The organism is Nonomuraea sp. NPDC051298 (assembly GCF_055586305.1).
Map to the genome: position 1 here is coordinate 1,042,475 of NZ_JBVJIM010000001.1, position 19,599 is coordinate 1,062,073.

Consider the following 19,599-nt stretch of genomic DNA (forward strand, 5'->3'; position numbering starts at 1 on the left):
GGGGCGGGCGGGGCGTCAGGCCACGGCGCGGGCGGTGGCCTCCGAGAGTGCCTTGGCGAAGGACAGGACGTGGGTGACCGCCTCGGGCCCGTCGGCGGCCTCGCTGACCCGCAGTGACAGGTCGTCGGCCGTGATCGCGCCCGTGTAGCCGTGGTCGGCCTCGCAGTTTTCGTCGCCGCAGGTGGCCGGCTCGAGGTCGACATGGGAGATGGCGCCCCAGCCGATGGTGAGCGTCGCCTCCGTGGGAGGGACGCCGGGGACGTAGGAGGCGGGGTCGGGCACCACGCGGGTGACGGCGACCGACTGGACGCGGCTCAGGCGCACCGCCTCGGTGGTGGTGGAGGCGTGGGACGCCGAGACGCCCTCGACCGCCGGGTGCTCGTCGGTGTGGCAGACCAGCAGCCGCGTCGCCGACAGCACGAGCACGGTGACGTGCCTGCGCACCTCCATCGCGGGATCGAAGGTCGCCTCGTGATGGACCACGAACGCGGTCACGGCCTCCTTGCCCAGCGCGGATTCGACCGCATCGGTGACGAGGTCGGGGTAGTAGCCGCTGCGCTCGATCGCTTCACGCAGGCCCGCGGCTGAGACTCGGGTTTCCCTCATGGCTCCATCCTGCCAGGGACGGGCTGCGCACTCATCCGCCGCACATAACGCTCTATAACGTCTTACGCAGGGCAACAGCGGGTAATTTTTGCCACTTTCTTCGCTCAGGGCGAATCACGACAGCCGCCGGGGACCGCCGTCGAGGCGCGGGCCCGCCGGGGTGCGCAGGGTGGCGCAGGCGCCCAGGATCATCACGCCGGACTCGCCCACGAGCACCGGGTCGAGGTCGAGGCGGGCCACCTCCGGCAGGTCGTTGGCCAGGCGGCCGACGCGTACGAGGAGGTCTTCCAGGGCGTGCACGGCCACCGGCGGGTAGCCGTACTGGCCGAACAGCAGGGGCGCGGCGCGTACGGACCGCACCAGGTCGGCGGCGTCCTCCCCGGTCAGCGGCGCCGGGCGGAAGCCCTGGTCGAGCAGGAGGCGCGCGGTCACCTCGCCCAGCCCGAACGTCACGACCGGCCCGAACGCCGGATCCTCGACCACGCCCACGACCGTCGGCACGGCGGGCTGCGGCGCCATCCGCTGCACGGCCAGCTCCACCCCCGCGCCCGGCCCGAGCAGCTCGGCGTACGCGTGCCGGACCATCTCGGGCCCGGTGAGCCCCAGGCGTACGGTACCGGCCCGGCGCGCGGCCCCGGGGTCGGCCACCTTGACCACCACGGGCCAGCCGAGCCGTCCTGCGGCGGCCACCGCGTCGTCGGGCGAGCGTACGGTCTCGGCGGGCCAGACGGTCACCCCGTAGCAGGACAGCAGCTCGGCGGCGTCGATCTCGACCGGCGGCCCCGCCTGCGCGAACCCGCCGACGGGCCCGCCGACGGGCGCGCCCCCGGACGTGCCCCCGGGTTGGGACTCGGGAGCGGCGCAGCCCCGCAGGCTCTCCCCTACCAGGGCCCTGGCGCGGGCGGTGTCGATGCCGTCCAGCTCGGGCGGCGGCACCACCGGTCGCGCCCGCCACTTCGCGTAACGCACCACGCGGGCGAGAGCGCGCACGGCCTCCTCGGGGGCCGCGTACGACGGAATCGACCCGCGTGCGGGCCCGTCGCCCGGCAGGCGCAGGGCCGGATGCATGCCCAGGTGCCCGCGGAACGTCGCGAGCACCGGCTTGCCCGCGTCTTTCGACACCCGCAGCAGCTCGGCCGCCACCTCGTCGGTCTCGCCGGGGATCGGCGGCATGTAGATCACGACGGCGGCGTCCACCTCGGGGGAGGCCAGTTCGCCGCCGAGGGCCGTGCCGTACTCGGCTGGCCCGGCGGACGCGCCCAGGTTGACCGGCGGGCGCGGGTCGAGACCGGCGGCGCGGCAGGCGTGGGCGGCCAGCAGGCCGAGCGCGTCGGAGTTGGTCACCAGCGCGACCCTCGGCCCGGCGGGCAGCGGCTGGTAGGCCAGCAACTGCCCCACGTCGAAGAGCTGGATCAGGTCGTCGACCCTGATCAGCCCCGCCTGCTCGAACAGCGAGCTGATCGCCGAGTCGGGCAGCCCCAGCTCCTCCGCCGAGTGCCCGGAGGGGGTGCCGCCGCTCTTGACCACCACGATGGGCTTGCGGCGGGCGATTCGCCTGGCCAGCCGGGCGAACTTGCGCGGATTGCCGAGCGACTCCAGGTAGAGGAGGATCACCTCGGTGGAGTCGTCCTCCTCCCAATATTGCAGCAGGTCGTTGCCCGACACGTCGGCCCTGTTGCCCGCGGAGACGAACGACGAGATGCCCATGCCGCGCTGCGCCACCCGCTGCAGCAGCGCGGTGCCGAGCGCGCCCGACTGGCTGAAGAAGCCCACCTTGCCCCGGCCCGGCACGGTGGCGGCGAGGGTGGCGTTGAGCTTGACGGCCGGGTCGGTGTTGGCGATGCCGAGACAGTTGGGGCCCACGACGCGCAGGCCGTAGGAGCGGGCGATGCGGGCCAGCTCGTCCTGCCTGGCCCGGCCCTGGGCGCCGGTCTCGCCGAACCCGGAGGAGACCACGACCAGGCCGTGCACGCCCTTCTCCGCGCACTCCTCGACGACGTCGAGCACGCCCTCGGCGGGCACGGCGACCACGGCCAGGTCGACCTCGCCGTCGATCGCCCCCACGCTCGGGTACGCGCGCACGCCCGCCACCGCCCGCACCTCCCGGTGCACGGGATAGACGGGCCCGGTGAAGTCGGCCGCCAGCAGGTTGCGCAGGACGGTCTGGCCCACGCCGCCCAGCTCGCGCGAGGCGCCGACGACCGCGACGGAGCCGGGGGTGAGCAGGCGGGCGATCGAGCGGGCCTCGGCGCGGTGCTCGCGGGCGGCCCGCACCTCGGCCGAGGTGTCGGTCGGAGTGAGGTCGAGGGTCATGCGGACGACGCCGTCCTCGAACTGGCTCTGCGCCGTGTAGCCGGCCTGGCGCAGCAGCCCCGTCATGCGCATGTTGGCGGGCAGGACGTCGGCGACGAAACGTTCGATGCCGCGCTCGCGGGCGGTCTCGGCCAGGTGCTCCAGCAGGACGGAGGCCACTCCCCTGCCCTGGTGGGCGTCCTCGACGAGGAAGGCGATCTCGGCCTCGCCCGGACCTGTGCGGTCGTAGCGGATCACGGCCACCATCTCGGTGCCGATGGTGGCGATCAGGGCGACCCGGTTGAGGTAGTCGACGTTGGTGAAGCGCTCGACCTCCCTGTCGGACAACCGGGGCCGGGGCCCGAAGAACCGGAAGTAGATCGACTCGTCGGACAGGCGGGAGTAGAACGAGCGGAGACGGTCGGCGTCGGCGGGCCGGATCGGCCTGACGTGCGCGGTGCCACCGTCGGCCAGGACGACGTCGGCCTCCCAGTGGGCCGGATACTGTGCCTCCACAGTCCCGAGCGTAAACCCGCATCCCAAATGCCAAGACCGAGGGCCTTGTTGGGCAACGCTTGTGCATCGACTGTTACCGGGTGTCGGAGGTACGCCCCACGGGCAGCCCTGAAGCTGTTACGTTTACGGTGGCGTTTTGCCGTAGCCCGGCTCGATCTGAAGGCAGCAAGGTGGTGACATCATGACGCGGGTCGTCGTGGTGGGTGATCTCATGACCGACGCGGTGGCGCGCGCCCGTTATGCGCTCGCCCGCGCCAGCGACACCCCGGCGATCGTGACGATGCACGGCGGTGGTTCTGGGGCGAACATCTCTTCCTGGCTGGCCGTCGAAGGTGCCGAAGTGGCCTTCATCGGCCGCAGGGGAGCCGACATCACGGGGCGAAACCGTGACATGGAGCTGATGGGCTACGGCGTGGACGCCCGGCTCGTCATGGATCCCGAGCGGCCCACCGGCACCTGCGTGGTGCTCGTGACGCACAAGGGCGAGCGCACCATGCTGTCCGACCCCGGCGCCAACGCCGCGCTGTCGCCGGACGACCTGCCGCGCGATCTGTTCGCCTCCGGGTCCCATCTGCACATCTCCGGCTACACGCTGATCAACGAGGGCTCGCGCGACGCCGGTCTCGCGGCGCTCGACATGGCCAGACGCACCGGCATGTCGATCTCGGTCGACTGCGCCTCCAGCGCGCCGCTGGAGCGCACGGGCGCCGAGCCGTTCCTCGAGTGGACCAACGGCGTCAAGCTGCTGTTCGCCAACACCGACCAGGCGAAGGTGCTCACCGGCCGCGACGACCCCGAGGCCGCGGCCAAGGTGCTGACCGCGTGGTTCCCGCAGGTCGTGATCAAGATGAACGCCGACGGCGCGCTGTGGTTCAGCAACGGCCGCCCCGACCCCGTGCACGTGGCCGCCGACCCGGTCGACAAGATCGTCGATGGCACGGGCGGGGGCGACGCGTTCTGCGCCGGGTTCCTGCCCGTGTGGCTGGAGGGCAAGCCTCCGGCCGAGGCGCTGGCCTCGGGCTGCCGGTTGGCGGCCAAGGCGATCATGCACCTGGGCGCCCGCCCGCCGTTCTAGGCCCTGCGCCCGCCGTTTTCACGACCGCGCGGCTCGTTCGAGTCCTCCGGGCTCGTCGTTTCACGACCGCGCGGCTTGTTCGAGTCTCCGGGCCGCGCGTGGCGGCCCGCGCGGGTCGTCGGGTCGGTGTGACCGCTAGCTCGTGACCGCCAGCGCCAGCGGCAGCACGGCGGGGGCGCCCGCGTGGCGCACCTGGGCCGCCGCCAGCGTCATCGTCCACCCGGTGTCGACGCGGTCGTCCACCAGCAGGACGGGCCCGCCGCACGCGGCGATCGCGGCGCCCACGTCTTTCGGCATGGCCAGCGTGGCCCTGATCGCCTGCACCCGCTTGGCGCTGTTGAACTGCCGCCCCGGCGAGCCCGCCCGGTAGCCCAGCTCCCCCAGGTACGAAAGCCGCCCGATCTGCGCCAGCCGCTCGGCGAACCCGCGCACCAGCTTGGGCCGCGTCGCGGAGGGCACGCTGACGACGGCCACCGGCCGCTCGCGCCACTCCCACGCCGACAGCACCTTGACCACGGCCGCGAACACGTCGTCGGGCACGTCCCCGTCGTCGCCGCCGAACAGCTCCCGCAGCCGGTTGCCCCAGCCGATGTCGGTCAGCCGCCCGAGCGCCCTGCCGGGCTCGGCGCCCAGGTCGGGCTTGATCCGCCCGGACAGGTCGGCCAGGCCGGTCGGCCACTGCCTGCGGGCCTCGATCTCCACGCCCGGCCTGCTCAGCCGCTCGCGGGCGCTCTCGACGGCCTGCGCGCCGATGTCGGGCGAGCGGTGCCGGCCCGTGCAGTTGTCGCAGCGGCCGCACGGCGTGGCGCTCTCGTCGTCGAGGTGCCCGCGCAGGAACCGCTCGCGGCACTCGGTGGTGGTCAGGTAGGCGAGCATGGCGTCCTGCTCGGCGCGGCGCTCGGCGGCGATGCGGGCATAGCGCTCGGCGTCGTAGGCCCACGGCTCCCCGGTGGCCTCCCAGCCGCCCTTGACCCGGCGGACCGCGCCGTCGACGTCGAGGACCTTGAGCATCATCTCCAGGCGGCTGCGGCTCAGGTCGACGGCGGTCTCCAGGGCGGGGGTGGACATGACGCCCCGCTCTTCCAGGGTCTGGAGCGTGGTGCGTACGACGGGCTCGGGCGGGAAGGCCAGCGAGGCGAAGTAGGACCAGATCTCGCGGTCTTCCGCCCCGGGCAGCAGGATCACCTCGGCGCGCTCGACGCCGCGCCCGGCCCGGCCGACCTGCTGGTAGTAGGCGACCGGCGACTGCGGCGCCCCCATGTGCACCACGAACCCGAGGTCGGGCTTGTCGAAGCCCATCCCGAGCGCGCTGGTGGCCACCAGCGCCTTGATCGTGTTGCCGAGCAGCGCCTCCTCCGCCGCCAGCCGCTCGGCCGGCTCGGTCTGGCCCGAGTAGGCGGCCACCTCGAAGCCCTGCTCGCGCAGGTAGCCGGCGATCTCGTGGGCGGCGGCCACGGTGAGCGTGTAGACGATGCCGGAGCCGGGCAGCTCGCGCAGCGTCTGCGCCAGCCAGGCTAGGCGCTGCTCGGCGCCGGGCAGGCGGACGACGCTCAGGTGGAGGCTCTCGCGCTCCAGCGGCCCGCGCAGCACGAGCGTGTCGTCGCCGTCGGGCCGCAGCTCGGGGGGCAGGCGGAGCTGCTCGGCCACGTCGCGGGTGACGCGGGCGTTGGCGGTGGCGGTGGTGGCCAGGACGGGGATGCCCGGCGGCAGGTCCGCGAACAGCGTGGACAGCCTGCGGTAGTCGGGCCTGAAGTCGTGGCCCCAGTCGGAGATGCAGTGGGCCTCGTCGACCACCACGAGACCGGCGCTCTCGGCCAGCTCGGGCAGGACGTTGTCGCGGAAGTCGGGGTTGTTGAGCCGCTCGGGGCTGACCAGCAGCAGGTCGACCATCCCGTCGGCGACCTGGCCGTAGATCTCCTCCCACGCCTCGGGGTTGGCGGAGTTGATCGTGACCGCCCTGATGCCGGCGCGCTCGGCGGCGGCGATCTGGTTGCGCATGAGGGCCAGCAGCGGCGAGACGATGACCGTGGGGCCCTCGCCCAGCTCGCGCAGGAGGGCGGTGGCCACGAAGTAGACGGCCGACTTGCCCCAGCCGGTGCGCTGCACCACCAGCACCCTGCGGCGGCCGACCACGAGGGCCTCGATGGCGGCCCACTGGTCGTCACGGAGCACGGCGTGCTCACCCGCCAGCGCCCGCAGGCGCTCCTCGGCCTCTTCCCGCAGCATCCCGGCATCGGGGGCGTCAATCATGCCTCCCTTGTTACCAGCTCCGCCCGACGGAATGCGCCGCTTCCCTGCGAACCACCGCGCCGGGCCGGCGCCGAGGAGCGGCGGGCGGGCTCAGGAGGGGTCGGCGTGCTCGGGAAAGGCGTTGACGGTGACGCGGTGCATGCGGCGGCGTTCGGTGTAGTCGGCCACCGCGTAGTGCTGGGTCGGGCGGTTGTCCCAGAAGGCCAGCGTGCCGGGCCGCCACCGCAGCCGGAGCTGGAACTCCGGGGAGCGGATGTGGTCGATCAGGTACGGCAGCAGCGCCTCGTTCTCCCGGTCGCTCAACCCCACCAGCCGCGTCGTCGAGGCCCGGTTGACGAACAGCGCCTTGCGCCCCGTCTCGGCGTGCACGCGTACGACGGGCCGCTCCACCGGCGGCCACCTGGCCTGGATCTCCGCCAGGTCGAACGGATGCCCCTTCGAGATCGCCTTCCTCATCGACATGGTGATGTCGTGGACGGCCGTCAGCTCGTCGCACAGCCGCTGGACGGGCGGCGAGAGCGTCTCGTACGCCAGGCACGTGTTGGCCCAGCACGTGTCGCCCCCCACGCTCGGGAGCTGCACACAGCGCAGCAGCGAGCCCATCGGCGGCGTCGGCTCGAAGGTGTTGTCGCTGTGCCACTCGTCGCCTCCCTCCCCCTTGGGCGAGGTCTGGTCGAGCACGTGGATGGGGCTGGTGGCGTCCTTCTTGAAGGCCGGGTGGTTGAGCGTGCCGAAGTTGAGCGCGAACTGAAGGTGCTGCTCGTCGTCGATGTGCTGGTCGCGGAAGAACAGCACGAGGTGCCGCAGCCACCCCGCCCGCAGGGTCGCGACCTGGTCCGGCGAGAGCGGCTTGCGCAGATCGACCCCGGTGACCTCGGCGCCGATGTGCTTGGTCACGGGATGGAACTCGATCATGACGCCTCCGGAGTCAGGTGGGAACCCTCGACCCCGAACGTACGACCCAAGCAATTGCTTGGTCAAGCACGACATTCGCACAATGAGTGGGCAACGAGTCGCGGGCACCCGAATACCTTCGGCACAATGTTCGACATGGCCCGACGCACGACTGCACCCCCGCCCGAGGACTTCGAGGAGCGCATCGTCGACATCGACGTCTCCTCCGAGATGCGCGCGAGCTACCTCGAGTACGCCTACTCAGTGATCTACCAACGGGCGCTGCCCGACGCTCGTGACGGTCTCAAGCCGGTGCAGCGGCGCATCCTCTACTCGATGAGCGAGATGGGCCTGCGTCCCGACCGGGGGCACGTCAAGTGCTCCCGCGTCGTCGGCGACGTCATGGGCAAGCTGCACCCCCACGGCGACAGCGCCATCTACGACGCGCTGGTGCGCCTGGCGCAGCCGTTCTCGATGCGGCTGCCGCTGGTCGACGGGCACGGCAACTTCGGCTCGCCCGACGACCTGCCCGCCGCCATGCGTTACACCGAGGCCAGGCTGGCCCCGGCGGCGATGCTCATGGTCGAGTCGCTCGACGAGGACACCGTCGACTTCAAGCCCAACTACGACGGCCAGGAGACCGAGCCGGTCGTCATGCCGTCGGCCTACCCCAACCTGCTGGTCAACGGCACCAGCGGCATCGCGGTCGGCATGGCCACCAACATGGCGCCGCACAACCTCGCCGAGGTCGTGGCCGCCGCCCGCCACCTCATCAAGAAGCCCGACACGACGCTCGACGAGCTGATGAGGTTCGTGCCTGGGCCCGACCTGCCGACAGGCGGCACGATCATCGGGCTGCAGGGCGTGCGCGACGCGTACGAGACCGGGCGTGGCACGTTCCGGATGCGGGCCAGGTGCGCGGTCGAGCAGATCACGCCCCGGCGCAAGGGCATCGTCGTCACCGAGCTGCCCTACAACGTCGGCCCCGAGCGCGTGGTCACCAAGATCAAGGAGCTGGTGACCAGCAAGAAGCTCCAGGGCATCGCCGATCTCAAAGACCTCACCGACCGGCACAAGGGCCTGCGGCTGGTCATCGAGATCAAAAACGGCTTCATCCCCGAGGCGGTCCTCGAGGAGCTCTACCGGCTCACGCCGATGGAGGAGACGTTCGGCATCAACAACGTCGCCCTGGTCGACGGCGAGCCGCGCACGCTCGGGCTGCGCGAGCTGCTGCAGGTCTACGTCGACCACCGGATCGAGGTCGTGCGGCGCAGGTCGGAGTACCGGCGGCGCAGGCGCGAGGAGCGCCTCCACCTGGTCGACGGCCTCATCATCGCGCTGCTCAACATCGACGAGGTCATCCGGGTCATCCGCGCCTCCGACGACTCGGCGCAGGCGCGCGAGCGGCTGATGGAGGTGTTCGGGCTGACGGAGATCCAGGCCGCCTACATCCTCGACACGCCGCTGCGCCGCCTGACCCGCTTCGACAAGCTGGAGCTCGACCACGAGAAGGAGACGCTGAGCGACGAGATCGCCAAGCTGACGGAGATCCTCTCCTCCGAGACGAAGCTGCGCCAGGTGGTGTCGGGCGAGCTGGGCGACGTGGCCAAGAAATACGGCACGCCGCGCCGTACGGTGCTGCTGGAGGCGCCCGGCGTCACCCGCACGCCGGTGGTCGACCTCCAGGTGGCCGATGACCCGTGCCTGGCCCTGCTGTCCTCCACCGGGCTGCTGGCCCGCACCTCCGACGCCACGCCGCTGCCGGGCGAGGGCGAGCGCGCGGCCCACGACGTGCTGGTCAACGTCGTACGCACGACCGTGCGCGGCGAGGTCGGCGTGGTCACCTCGCTGGGCCGGCTGATCCGGGTCCAGGTCGTCGACCTGCCGACGCTGCCGCCCTCGGCCAACCCGCCGTCGCTGTCGGGCGGGCACCCGGTGTCCGAATACGTGTCGCTGCAGCCCGACGAGAAGGTGGTCGGCCTCGGCTCGCTCGATCCAGAGAGCCCGGGGCTGGCGCTGGGCACGGCGCAGGGCGTGGTGAAGCGGGTGGTGCCCGACTATCCGGCCAACCGCGACGACTTCGAAGTGATCACCCTGAAAGACGGCGACAGCGTGGTGGGCGCGGTCGAGCTGGTGTCCGAGTCGCACGACCTGGTGTTCATCTCCTCCGACGCGCAGCTCCTGCGCTTCTCCGCCGCGCTCGTGCGGCCCCAGGGGCGGCCGGCGGGCGGCATGGCCGGCATCCGGCTCGACGACGGCGCCCGGGTGGTCTGGTTCGGCGTGGTCGATCCCGGCGCCCCGGCCACGGTCGTCACCGTCGCCGGCTCCTCCACGGCGCTGCCCGGCACGCAGGTGGGCGGCGGCAAGGTGTCCGACTACGCCGAGTTCCCCGCCAAGGGCCGGGCCACCGGCGGCGTGCGGGCCCAGCGCTTCCTCAAGGGCGAGGACGAGTTGCTGCTGGCCTGGGCGGGCCCGGCTCCGGCCAAGGCGGTCTCGGCGGTGGGCAAGCCGGTGCCGCTGCCCGACGAGGTGGGGCGGCGCGACGGATCCGGGGTGCGACTGACCCACACCATCGGCGCGGTCGGCGGCGCCCTGGCCGCCACTCCTGAGGCCCTGCCCGGCGGCGCGGCACCGTCCGCGGCGCCGGAGGACGACGGCTCCGCCGACGAGTGACGCCCGGCCCCGAGCGGGAGCGCCGTACGTGGCGCTCCCGCACCTCGGCGGGCACGGCGTTGTTATGAAACCGGCCCGGACGACGATCTCCTTTGAGAGAGCGCTCTCTCAGCACTGGAGGTAACGTGTCCCGACCCAAACGCCCCTTACGGGGGGCGCCAGCCCTGATCGTCCCCCTGGTCACGGCACTGCTGTCCGGCCTGCTGGCCGCCCTGCCGCCTGCGCAGGCCGCGACCGCCGCCGATCCGCAGACCGTCACCGACTTCGAGTCCGACGGCGTCCCCACCGGCGTGTACGCCTGGGGCAACGACGCCGCCTCGACCCCCGCGCTCACCGTCGAACAGGCCCCCGACCGCCCCGGCGCCCCCGCGGCCAACCGGGCGCTCAAGTCCGTCTACCAGGTCAGCCAATGGGGCGGCTGGTCCCACGACCTGCCCGTGACGCAGGACTGGTCCCCGTACGAGGGCTTCTCGTTCTGGGTGAACGGCACCGGCTCAGGGCAGCGGATCTTCTTCGAGCTCAAGGACGGCGGCGGTGGCCCCGGCAACGCGGAGCTGTTCGAGTCGTCGTTCACCGACGACGCGGCCGGCTGGCGGAAGGTGGAGGTGCCGTTCGCGAGCTTCACCCGCCGCGCCGACTACCAGCCGGGCGGCGCGCCGACGGACGGCGAGCTGGACCTGGTCGCCGTCTGGGGCTACGCGATGCGCCTGCCCACCGCGTCCGGCACGCTGCTCTGGGACGAGGTCCAGGTGTACGGCACGGCTCCCCCACGCCCGGTACGCCTGTCCACCGCCGCCCCCGTCCACCCGGTGAACGAGAAGGGCGAGGCCGAGGTCACCGTCACGATCGCCACGGCCACCGGCACGCCCCTCACCGCCGACCTGGCCGTCGGCTACCGCACCGGCACGGGCACCGCGACCCCCGGCGCGGACTACACCGCCGTCGAGGGCACGCTGGCGTTCCCGGCGGGCACGGCGTCCGGGTCGTCCAGGACGTTCACCGTCAAGACCCTGCGTGACGGGCAGGACGAGGTGGCAGAGACCATCCCGATCGAGCTGTCCGGCACGGGCACCAGGCCGCCCGCCGAGGCGCCGGTGGTCGTGATCAACGCCCACGGCCTCCCGTACCTGAACGCCCGCAAGCCCGTCAAGGAGCGCGTGGCCGACCTGCTGTCCAGGATGACGCTGGAGGAGAAGGTCGGCCAGATGACCCAGGCCGAGCGCGGGGCGCTGGCCAAGCAGAGCGACATCGCCGCCTACCGGCTGGGCTCCCTGCTGTCGGGCGGCGGCTCGACCCCGGCGCGGAACACCCCGGAGGCGTGGGCCGACATGATCGACGCCTTCCAGCTCCAGACCCGGCAGACCCGCCTGCAGGTGCCGCTGATCTACGGCGTGGACGCGGTGCACGGCCACAACAACGTGGTCGGAGCCACGATCTTCCCGCACAACGTCGGCCTGGGCGCCACCCGTGACCCGGCGCTGGTCGAGCGGACGGGCAAGATCACGGCCAGGGAGGTCAGGGCCACGGGCATCCCGTGGAACTTCGCGCCGTGCCTGTGCGTCTCGCGCGACGACCGCTGGGGCCGCGCGTACGAGTCGTTCGGCGAGGACCCCGCGCTGGTGACCCGGATGGCCACGATCGTCGACGGGCTGCAGGACAACGGGGTGCTGGCCACCGCCAAGCACTACGCCGGCGACGGCGGCACCGCGTACGGCTCCTCGACCACCGGCGACTACACGATCGACCAGGGCGTCACGAAGGTGAGCAGGGAGGAGCTGGAGGCGATCCACCTGCGGCCGTTCGAGGAGGCGGTCGAGCGGGGCGTGGCCACCGTGATGCCCTCGTTCTCCAGCGTGGACTTCGGCGACGGGCCGCTGAAGATGCACGCCCACGACGAGCTGATCAACGGGACGCTCAAGGACCGGCTCGGGTTCGAGGGGTTCGTGATCAGCGACTGGGCGGCCATCGACCAGCTCCCCGGCGACTACGCCACCGACGTGCGCACGTCGGTCGGCGCCGGGCTGGACATGATCATGGTGCCGTACGCGTACCCGCAGTTCACCGGCGCGCTCACGGCCGAGGTCGAGGCCGGGCGCGTGCCGATGGCCCGGGTGGACGACGCGGTGGCCAGGATCCTGACCCAGAAGTTCCGGCTCGGGCTGTTCGAGCGCCCGTACGCCGACCGCTCACGCCTCGGCGACGTCGGCTCGGCGGCGCACCGCGCGGTCGCCCGCACGGCCGCGGCCAAGTCCCAGGTGCTGCTGAAGAACGACGGCGGGCTGCTGCCGCTGCGCCGCGACGCCAAGGTGTACGTGGCCGGCTCGAACGCCGACGACATCGGCAACCAGTCGGGCGGCTGGACGATCACCTGGCAGGGTTCGTCGGGACCGATCACGCCCGGCACCACGATCCTGCAGGCCGTCCGCTCCCGCGCCGCCTCCGTGACCTGGTCACGCGACGCCTCGGCCGACCCGGCCGGGCACGACGTCGGCGTCGTGGTGGTGGGCGAGACCCCGTACGCCGAGGGGCAGGGCGACGTGGGCCGCGCCGGTCGCACGCTGGAGCTGTCGGCGGCCGACCGGGCGGCGGTCGACAAGGTGTGCGGGGCCGTGAAGTGCGTCGTCCTGGTGGTCTCCGGGCGGCCGCTGTCGCTGGGCGACCTCTCCGGCGTCGAGGCCGTGGTGGCCGCCTGGCTGCCCGGCACCGAGGGCGACGGGGTGGCCGATCCGCTGTTCGGCGCCGTGCCCTACACCGGGCGGCTGCCGTTCACCTGGTTCAGGTCGGCGGAGCAGGTGCCGATCAACGTGGGTGACGCCTCGTACGACCCGCTCTTCCCTTACGGGTGGGGGCTGCGTACCGACCGGGCCCGCGACCGGCTCAAGGCCGCCAGGGACGAGCTGGCCCGCGGCGACGGCCCGGCCAAGGGCGCGGCGGCGGCGCTGACCCTTGTCCTGTCAGGCCGCCACTGGAACGCCGACGGCTCGGTCCGCGACCCGCGGGCGGTGCTGGGCGCGCTCGGCACGGCGGCGTCGCTGCTCGAACGTTCGAAGAGCGACTCGTACGCGGTGGACGACGCCGTCGTCTCGGTGGCCAGGGACATCGCGCAGAGCGCGGGCAAGCGGCCCGACCTGCAGGCGTCGGCCGATCACGAGCTGGCCGAGGGCGAGCTGAGGAAGGCGGTGAACCTGCTGGCCCAGGCCACTCGCTGACCCATCACGGGACCGGCCCCGCGCGGGCCGGTCCCGGCTTCGTCAGGGCAGGCAGCTTAGTCAGGGCATTCGTGAGGGAGGATTCGTCAGGACGGCATTCGTCAGGGGAGGCAGAGGCAGAAGGGGTGGCCCGCCGGGTCGAGGAACACCCGGAAGCTGTCGTCCTCGCTGGGCTGGTGCTCGTGCTTGACCGCCCCGATCTTGATCGCCTCGGCCTCCGCCGCGTCCATGTCCTGCACCGTGAAATCGAGGTGGAACTGCTGCGGCCGATCGGGGTCGGGCCACACCGGCGGCTGGTGGTCGGGCGCGAGCTGGAAGGCCAGCCGCGGGAACGAGCCGTCGCTGACCACCACCCAGTCGTCCTCGACCGAGGTCACCGGCCGGCCCAGCAGCCTGGAGTAGAACCCGGCCAGCCCCTGTGGGTCGCGGCAGTCCAACACGACGGACCTGAACTCGGCGATGCCGCCCATCACTCTCCACCTTTCTCCGACGACAATGGATGCCATGGCTGCCAATTCGTTCATGGTCCCGCTCGGTACTCCCGCGCCCGCCTTCGATCTGACCGCCATCGACGGCGGCAGCGTCTCACTCGAAGACCTCAAGGGCTCACCCGCCACTGTGGTGGTCTTCCTCTCCAACCACTGCCCGTACGTACGCCACATCGAAGCCGGCCTCGGCACCCTCGCCAGAGACTACGGTGCCAGGCTGTCCGTTGTCGCCATCTGCAGCAACGACAGCGTGAACTACCCCGACGACGATCCGACGCATCTCGCGGAGCAGGCGGCGCGGGCCGGGTTCACGTTTCCGTACCTGCTGGACGACACCCAGGAGGTGGCCAAGGCGTACCGGGCGGCCTGCACGCCCGACTTCTTCCTGTACGACGGCCAGTTCCGGCTCGTCTACCGCGGCGAGTTCGACGGCGCGCGGCCTGGCAACGACGAGCCGGTGACCGGTTCGTCCCTGCGGGCCGCGGTCGACGCCGTGCTCGACGGGGAGGCCGTACCCGAGCGGCAGAACCCCTCGCTCGGCTGCGGCATCAAGTGGAAGCCGGGCAACGCGCCCGCTTGATACGGACTTCTCCGATTTCGGGTGACGATCCCCATTCATCTCGTCGACCCGCCCCGGCTTCTCTATGATCATCACCACGAAGTCCGGGCGAGTCGCCGACGACGCGAATGGAGACCATGATGGTCGCACGTTGGACTGCGTTACCCACCCTGGCACTGACCTCGCTGCTGGCCGCCGCCTGCGTCGACCCGAACTCGGGCGGCGGCCCGCCGGCCTCCGCCACCTCCGCCGCCACCTCGGCCGCCGCTTCCGCGGGTCCCAAGCGGATCGGGTTCTTCGGATTCGCCAAGGCCAACTCGTTCTCGGCGGCCACGTTCGCCGGCATCGAGGAGCACGCCAGGGCCAACGGCGCCACGGCCGAGTTCCTCGACCCGAACTTCGACGCCCAGGCCCAGGTGCGCCAACTCCAGGACGCGGTGACGGCCAAGCGCTTCGACGTGTTCGTGGTGCAGGCCAACGACGGGGCGGCCGTGGTGCCGGCGATCCGCTCGGCCGTACAGGCGGGCGTCACCGTCGTCGTGCACTTCACCCCGGTCGGCACCCGCTACGACACCGCCCAGCCGCAGGTCGACGGCACGATCACGCTGGTCGACGTGCCCACGCTGAACGGCGAGGGCCTGGGCAGGCTGGCGGTCCAGGCGTGCGAGAGCAAGAAGCTGAACCCCTGCGAGGTCGGCTACCTGGAGGGGCTCAAGGCGCTGCCGCTCGACAACGCCCGCACGCAGGCCGCCGTCAGCGCCCTGGAGGCCGCCCCGAACGTCCGCGTCAAGGCGCGGCTGGAGGGCGGCTACACGCAGGAGAGCGGGCGCAAGGCCATGCAGGACGTGCTGCAGCGGGAGCCCGGCATCGACGTGGTCATCGGCGCGTCGCAGGCCATCCTCGGGGCCGAGGCGGTGGCCGAGGGCAAGGAGGTCATGTTCATCGCCAACGGCGCCTCCCGGCAGACCGTCAAGGCGGTGCAGGAGGGACGCTGGTTCGCCGCGTACTACCTGCCGGTCAAGACCCTCGGCGCCAAGGCGGCCGAGCTGGGCCTGGGCAGGGCGCTCGGCAGGCAGGTGCCCGACACCAACGTCATGACCGACGTCCAGCCCGGCACGAGCATGGGGACCAAGGACGCGCTGGCCCAGGTGAGCGGCGAATACGACGAATGACCGCGCGCACCCTGCGGGACCACGGCATCCTGCTGGCGGTCGCCGCCCTCGTGGCGGTGCTCGCGCTGTCCACCGACACGTTCCTGACCTCGGCGAACCTGGTCAACCTGCTGGACCAGGCCGTCGTCGTCGGGCTGCTGGCGTGCGGCATGACGCTGTGCGTGATCGGCGGCGTGTTCGACCTGTCGGCCGGCGCGGTGCTCGCCGTGAGCGCGATCGTCGCGGTGCTCGTCACCGAGAGCGCCGGGGTCCCCGCCGGGTACGCCGCGGGCATCGCGACCGGTGCCCTGCTCGGCACGGTGAACGGCGTGGTCGTGGTGCTGACGCGGGTGCACTCGTTCATCGCCACGCTCGCGCTGAGCATCGTGCACCGCGGCCTGGCGCTGGTGATCACCGGTGGCGCGATCGTCTACCCGGGGCCCGACCGGCTGGCGGGCTTCCAGTCGCTGAGCTGGCCCACCGTCGTGGGCGGCGTCACGGCCGCCTCCTTCCTGTTGGTCGCGGCGGCCGTGGTCACGACGGTGCTGCTGGCGCGTACCACGTTCGGCCGCCGGGTGTACGCGGTGGGCGGCAACCCCGACGCGGCCCGGCTCTCCGGCGTCGGCGTGCGCTCGGTCCGCGTGGGCGTCTTCGCGCTCAGCGGCGTCTGCGCGGCCCTGGCCGGGCTGGTGCTGGCCGCGCGGGGCGGCTCGGCCCAGGCCGACATGGGGACGCTGCTGGAGCTGACGGCCATCGCGGCGGCCGTGATCGGCGGAACCAGTATCCTGGGCGGTCAGGGCGCCGTCTGGCGCGGCATGGTGGGCGTGCTGATCCTGACGCTCATCGGCAACGGCTTCAACTTGCTCGGCTGGGATTCCACCTATCGCCCGATCGTCGAAGGTCTGCTCATCCTGGCCGCCGTGAGCATCGACTACGCCCTCAGGCATCGACCGAGTTAGCCAAAAGATCGACATCTTGTATGACAATGAAGTTACGATCTGCTTTCAGCAGATAACGTGACAAATCCTGTGAAGGACCGAGATGACCAACGCCCCGCGCGTCCCGAGGGGGATCAACCCCAACGTCCCGAACGCGGCGCGGATGTACGACTACTACCTCGGCGGCAAGGACAACTTCGCCGCTGACCGGGAAGCCGCCGAGAAGATCATGGCGCTGGGGCCCAGCAGGGAGATCTGCCTGGCCAACCGGCGTTTTCTGGGCCGCGCCGTACGGTATGTCGCGGAGCGGGGCATCGACCAGTTCATCGACCTGGGCACCGGCCTGCCCAACCAGAACAACGTCCACGAGGTCGCCCGTACGATCCAGCCGGACGCGCGCGTCGTCTACGTCGACTACGACCCGGTGGTGGTCGTCCACGCCCGCGCCCTCCTGGCCGGCACCGACACGGACATCACCATCGTGCACGCCGACGTCCGCGAGCCCGCCTCGATCCTCGACGACCCCGAGACCAAGCGGCTCATCGACTTCAGCCGGCCGGTGGGCGTGGTCTTCGTCGGGATCCTGCACTGCGTGACCGACCAGGACGACCCTTGGGGCGTCGTGGCGGCCTTCCGCGAACGCATGGCGCCCGGCAGCGCGCTGATCGTCTCCCACCTCACCGACGACGCCCACCCGGAGGTCGGGGTCGCGGCCCGCGAGGTGTACAGGAACGCGGACGCGCCCCTCGTCCACCGCAGCCGGGACCGGGTGAAGCAACTGTTCGACGGCTTCGACCTGGTGGAGCCCGGGGTGACGCACGTGGCGGACTGGCGGCCCGAGGAGGAGTGGGAGAAGGGCCTCGCGGGCGGCGAATGGTGGTACGTGGGCGTCGCCCACAAACCCTCCTGACCCCACCCCACAACCCGGCACCTCGACAGCACCACCGCCTTGCCCCAAAGGCCACAAACCGGCACCACCGTCTAACCCCCGAGGCACCGAACCAGCCACATCCGACACCACCGCCTCGACCCAGAGGCACCGAACCAGCCACATCCGGCACCATCGCCTCGGCCCACAGGCACCAAGCCAGCCCTCCGGCACCACCACCTCGGCCCAGTGACCACCGCAGCACGGCCACGACCCGCGCCGCCGCCCCAGCCCATCGGCACTTCGCGCGGCCACGGGAGCCAGCCCTCTCGTCCGCCACCTCAAGGCCGCCACCACGGGAACTCGCCCTCATCCGACCCACACAGGCTCGCCCCCGGGGCCTGCCCCTCGTCGGAGACCGCAAGCCAGCAGCCCGGGAGCGACCAGCTCGGGAGCCGTCTCGGCCCGGGAGCAGCCTCAGGGTCCACATGGCGCAGCCTTAGACCGCCACGCAACCGCACAGCCCTCAGACCGCCACGCAACCGCACAGCCCTCAGACCGCCACGCAACCGCGCAGCCCTCAGACCGCCACCGAACCGCGCAACCTTCAGACCGGCACCGAACCGCGCAGCCTCAGGTCGCGGCGGAGATCGCGGCCGGGAGGGCGAGCAGCAGTTCGTGCGGCTCGCCACCCTCCCAGTGCCGGATCAGCTTGGTGCCCGCCTCCCCAGGGTCGAACTGCTCACACCCCAGCGGCCCGAAGCATCCCGCCTGGTCGAGCATGAGGATGAGCGGATCGTCATCGGGGAGGCCCGCCGCGTAGGCGGCGGTGTCGAGGAGGGCCAGCGCGCACTTGGCGTTGCGGCCATCGTCCTTGGACTCCACGCGGTCGAGGCGGCGCCGGGCTTGGGCGCGGAGATACGCGGCGAGCGATTCTGACCTACTCACGACAGACCTTCTTTGATCATGTACATACGGCTACGACATCATCACTCAAAGTGAGCGACTTTCGTGGGACGTTCGCCAAGTCCAGCCAGTCGCCACCCCGGAAGCTCCGCATTAAAGGAGTGCGGGATTATTTGTGGCATGAGTGAGTTCGACGACCTGTTTGCCGCCAACGCGAAGTTCGCCGAGACGTTCGGGACTTCCACGCTCACCGGCCGCGCGGCCCGTGGACTGGCCGTGGTGACCTGCATGGACTCCCGCATCGACCCGCTCGGACTGCTGGGACTGAAGCCCGGCGACGCCAAGATCCTGCGCAACGCCGGCGCGCGGGTTACGGACGACGTACTGCGTACTTTGGTGCTGGCCGTTTACCTGCTCGGAGTGGAGCGGGTGCTCGTCATGCCGCACACGGACTGCGGCATGACCAAGGTGAGCGACTCAGACGTGCACACCCTCACCCAGGAGCGCGGGGTGGACACGCGCAGCCTGGAGTTCCACACGGTGCCCGACCAGAACGAGGCGCTCCGGCACGACCTCACCCGCATCCGTACCACGCCGTTCCTGCCGGAGGGCACGCCGGTGGCCGGTGCCATCTACGACGTCCGTACGGGCCGCCTGACGCCCTCCCCGCACTAGTGGCCCGTCACGCAACCTTGGCCGGGTAACTGGTCCAGCTTCGGATGGGTGAAGTGGCGGCGAAGCTGGTCTTCGGTTGGGCACGGGCGTTGCGCCAGCGGACGTAGCCACCGATCGCCGCGTTCTGCTCTTCGTGAGTGCGGTGGTCGGTGCCGTTCAGGGCGTAATAGCGCAGCGCGGCGAACTCGGACTCGATCCAGTTCAGCCACGAGCCGTAGGTCGGCAGGAACACCAGCTCGACGTCGTTGTCGGCGGCCCAGGCGCGGACCTGGGGATGCTTGTGGGGAGAGTAGTTGTCCATGATCACATACAGCCTCTCGCCGGGCCACCGCGAGCGCAGCGTCTTGAGGAAGGACAGAAACTCCCGCCACCGCTTACGCCGGCGGATGCGGTAGTACAGCTTGCCGGTGGCCAGATCCAGCGCGGCGATCATGTGCATCACCCCGTGGTAGCGGTTGTAGGTGGCCCGCAGCCGGGCCGGGCTTCCGGCCGGACGCCA

The 19,599-nt window shown here is 71.6% G+C and carries 15 protein-coding genes; 8 read left to right on the top strand and 7 right to left on the bottom strand.

All coding sequences use genetic code 11. The features are described from left to right. Positions 1 to 15: 15 nt before the first annotated feature. Both ACZ6S0_RS05050 and ACZ6S0_RS05055 read right to left on the bottom strand, forming a co-directional pair. Positions 16 to 606, bottom strand: a complete 591-nt coding sequence (locus ACZ6S0_RS05050; protein ID WP_344887289.1) for a DUF5998 family protein — start codon at positions 604 to 606, stop codon at positions 16 to 18. A 114-nt stretch (positions 607 to 720) separates the two neighbouring features. Beyond that, the gene (locus ACZ6S0_RS05055; RefSeq protein WP_465913311.1) at positions 721 to 3,414 is read right to left on the bottom strand and encodes a bifunctional acetate--CoA ligase family protein/GNAT family N-acetyltransferase; all 2,694 of its coding nucleotides are present in this window, start codon (positions 3,412 to 3,414) and stop codon (positions 721 to 723) included. Positions 3,415 to 3,595: 181 nt separating this feature from the next. Between ACZ6S0_RS05055 and ACZ6S0_RS05060 the strand changes: the two genes are divergently transcribed. Beyond that, entirely contained in the window at positions 3,596 to 4,489 is an 894-nt protein-coding gene (locus ACZ6S0_RS05060; protein WP_465913312.1) for a carbohydrate kinase family protein, read from the top strand. A 135-nt stretch (positions 4,490 to 4,624) separates the two neighbouring features. Here the strand turns inward: ACZ6S0_RS05060 and ACZ6S0_RS05065 are convergent, their stop codons facing one another. Together ACZ6S0_RS05065 and ACZ6S0_RS05070 are read right to left on the bottom strand one after the other, a co-directional pair. Further along, positions 4,625 to 6,739 carry a RecQ family ATP-dependent DNA helicase gene (locus tag ACZ6S0_RS05065; protein ID WP_465913313.1) on the bottom strand — a complete coding sequence of 705 codons (2,115 nt, stop codon included), beginning with the start codon at positions 6,737 to 6,739 and terminating at the stop codon, positions 4,625 to 4,627. A gap of 90 nt (positions 6,740 to 6,829) precedes the next feature. Then, complete coding sequence (locus ACZ6S0_RS05070; RefSeq protein ID WP_465913315.1) at positions 6,830 to 7,654, bottom strand: TauD/TfdA dioxygenase family protein; 825 nt, start codon at positions 7,652 to 7,654, stop codon at positions 6,830 to 6,832. Between the two features lie 126 nt (positions 7,655 to 7,780). On the opposite strand from ACZ6S0_RS05070, the gene ACZ6S0_RS05075 reads away from it, so the two are divergent. Together ACZ6S0_RS05075 and ACZ6S0_RS05080 are read left to right on the top strand one after the other, a co-directional pair. After that, positions 7,781 to 10,306, top strand: coding sequence for a DNA gyrase/topoisomerase IV subunit A (locus ACZ6S0_RS05075; protein ID WP_465913317.1), 2,526 nt, complete (start codon positions 7,781 to 7,783; stop codon positions 10,304 to 10,306). A 125-nt stretch (positions 10,307 to 10,431) separates the two neighbouring features. Then, positions 10,432 to 13,515 (top strand): glycoside hydrolase family 3 N-terminal domain-containing protein, encoded by a 3,084-nt coding sequence (locus ACZ6S0_RS05080; protein WP_465913319.1) that lies wholly within the window; start codon positions 10,432 to 10,434, stop codon positions 13,513 to 13,515. 101 nt (positions 13,516 to 13,616) lie between these two features. On the opposite strand, the gene ACZ6S0_RS05085 is transcribed toward ACZ6S0_RS05080, so the two are convergent. Beyond that, positions 13,617 to 13,985, bottom strand: a complete 369-nt coding sequence (locus ACZ6S0_RS05085; protein ID WP_465913321.1) for a VOC family protein — start codon at positions 13,983 to 13,985, stop codon at positions 13,617 to 13,619. Between the two features lie 34 nt (positions 13,986 to 14,019). Between ACZ6S0_RS05085 and ACZ6S0_RS05090 the strand changes: the two genes are divergently transcribed. The 4 genes from ACZ6S0_RS05090 to ACZ6S0_RS05105 all read left to right on the top strand — a co-directional run bounded on the left by ACZ6S0_RS05090 (position 14,020) and on the right by ACZ6S0_RS05105 (position 17,561). Next, positions 14,020 to 14,583, top strand: coding sequence for a thioredoxin family protein (locus tag ACZ6S0_RS05090; protein ID WP_465913323.1), 564 nt, complete (start codon positions 14,020 to 14,022; stop codon positions 14,581 to 14,583). Positions 14,584 to 14,699: 116 nt separating this feature from the next. Next, positions 14,700 to 15,734, top strand: coding sequence for a sugar ABC transporter substrate-binding protein (locus ACZ6S0_RS05095; protein WP_465913326.1), 1,035 nt, complete (start codon positions 14,700 to 14,702; stop codon positions 15,732 to 15,734). After that, positions 15,731 to 16,672, top strand: coding sequence for an ABC transporter permease (locus ACZ6S0_RS05100; protein WP_465913327.1), 942 nt, complete (start codon positions 15,731 to 15,733; stop codon positions 16,670 to 16,672). The genes ACZ6S0_RS05095 and ACZ6S0_RS05100 overlap by 4 nt, the downstream gene beginning before the upstream one ends. Positions 16,673 to 16,754: 82 nt before the next feature. Beyond that, positions 16,755 to 17,561, top strand: a complete 807-nt coding sequence (locus tag ACZ6S0_RS05105; protein ID WP_465913329.1) for an SAM-dependent methyltransferase — start codon at positions 16,755 to 16,757, stop codon at positions 17,559 to 17,561. Between the two features lie 591 nt (positions 17,562 to 18,152). Here the strand turns inward: ACZ6S0_RS05105 and ACZ6S0_RS05110 are convergent. Further along, entirely contained in the window at positions 18,153 to 18,467 is a 315-nt protein-coding gene (locus tag ACZ6S0_RS05110; RefSeq protein ID WP_465913331.1) for a hypothetical protein, read from the bottom strand. Positions 18,468 to 18,605: 138 nt separating this feature from the next. On the opposite strand from ACZ6S0_RS05110, the gene ACZ6S0_RS05115 reads away from it, so the two are divergent. Then, positions 18,606 to 19,100, top strand: a complete 495-nt coding sequence (locus ACZ6S0_RS05115) for a beta-class carbonic anhydrase (RefSeq protein WP_465913332.1) — start codon at positions 18,606 to 18,608, stop codon at positions 19,098 to 19,100. A 7-nt stretch (positions 19,101 to 19,107) separates the two neighbouring features. On the opposite strand, the gene ACZ6S0_RS05120 is transcribed toward ACZ6S0_RS05115, so the two are convergent. After that, positions 19,108 to 19,599, bottom strand: a 492-nt coding sequence (locus ACZ6S0_RS05120; RefSeq protein ID WP_465913334.1) for an IS630 family transposase, incomplete at its 5' end; no start/stop codon positions are given.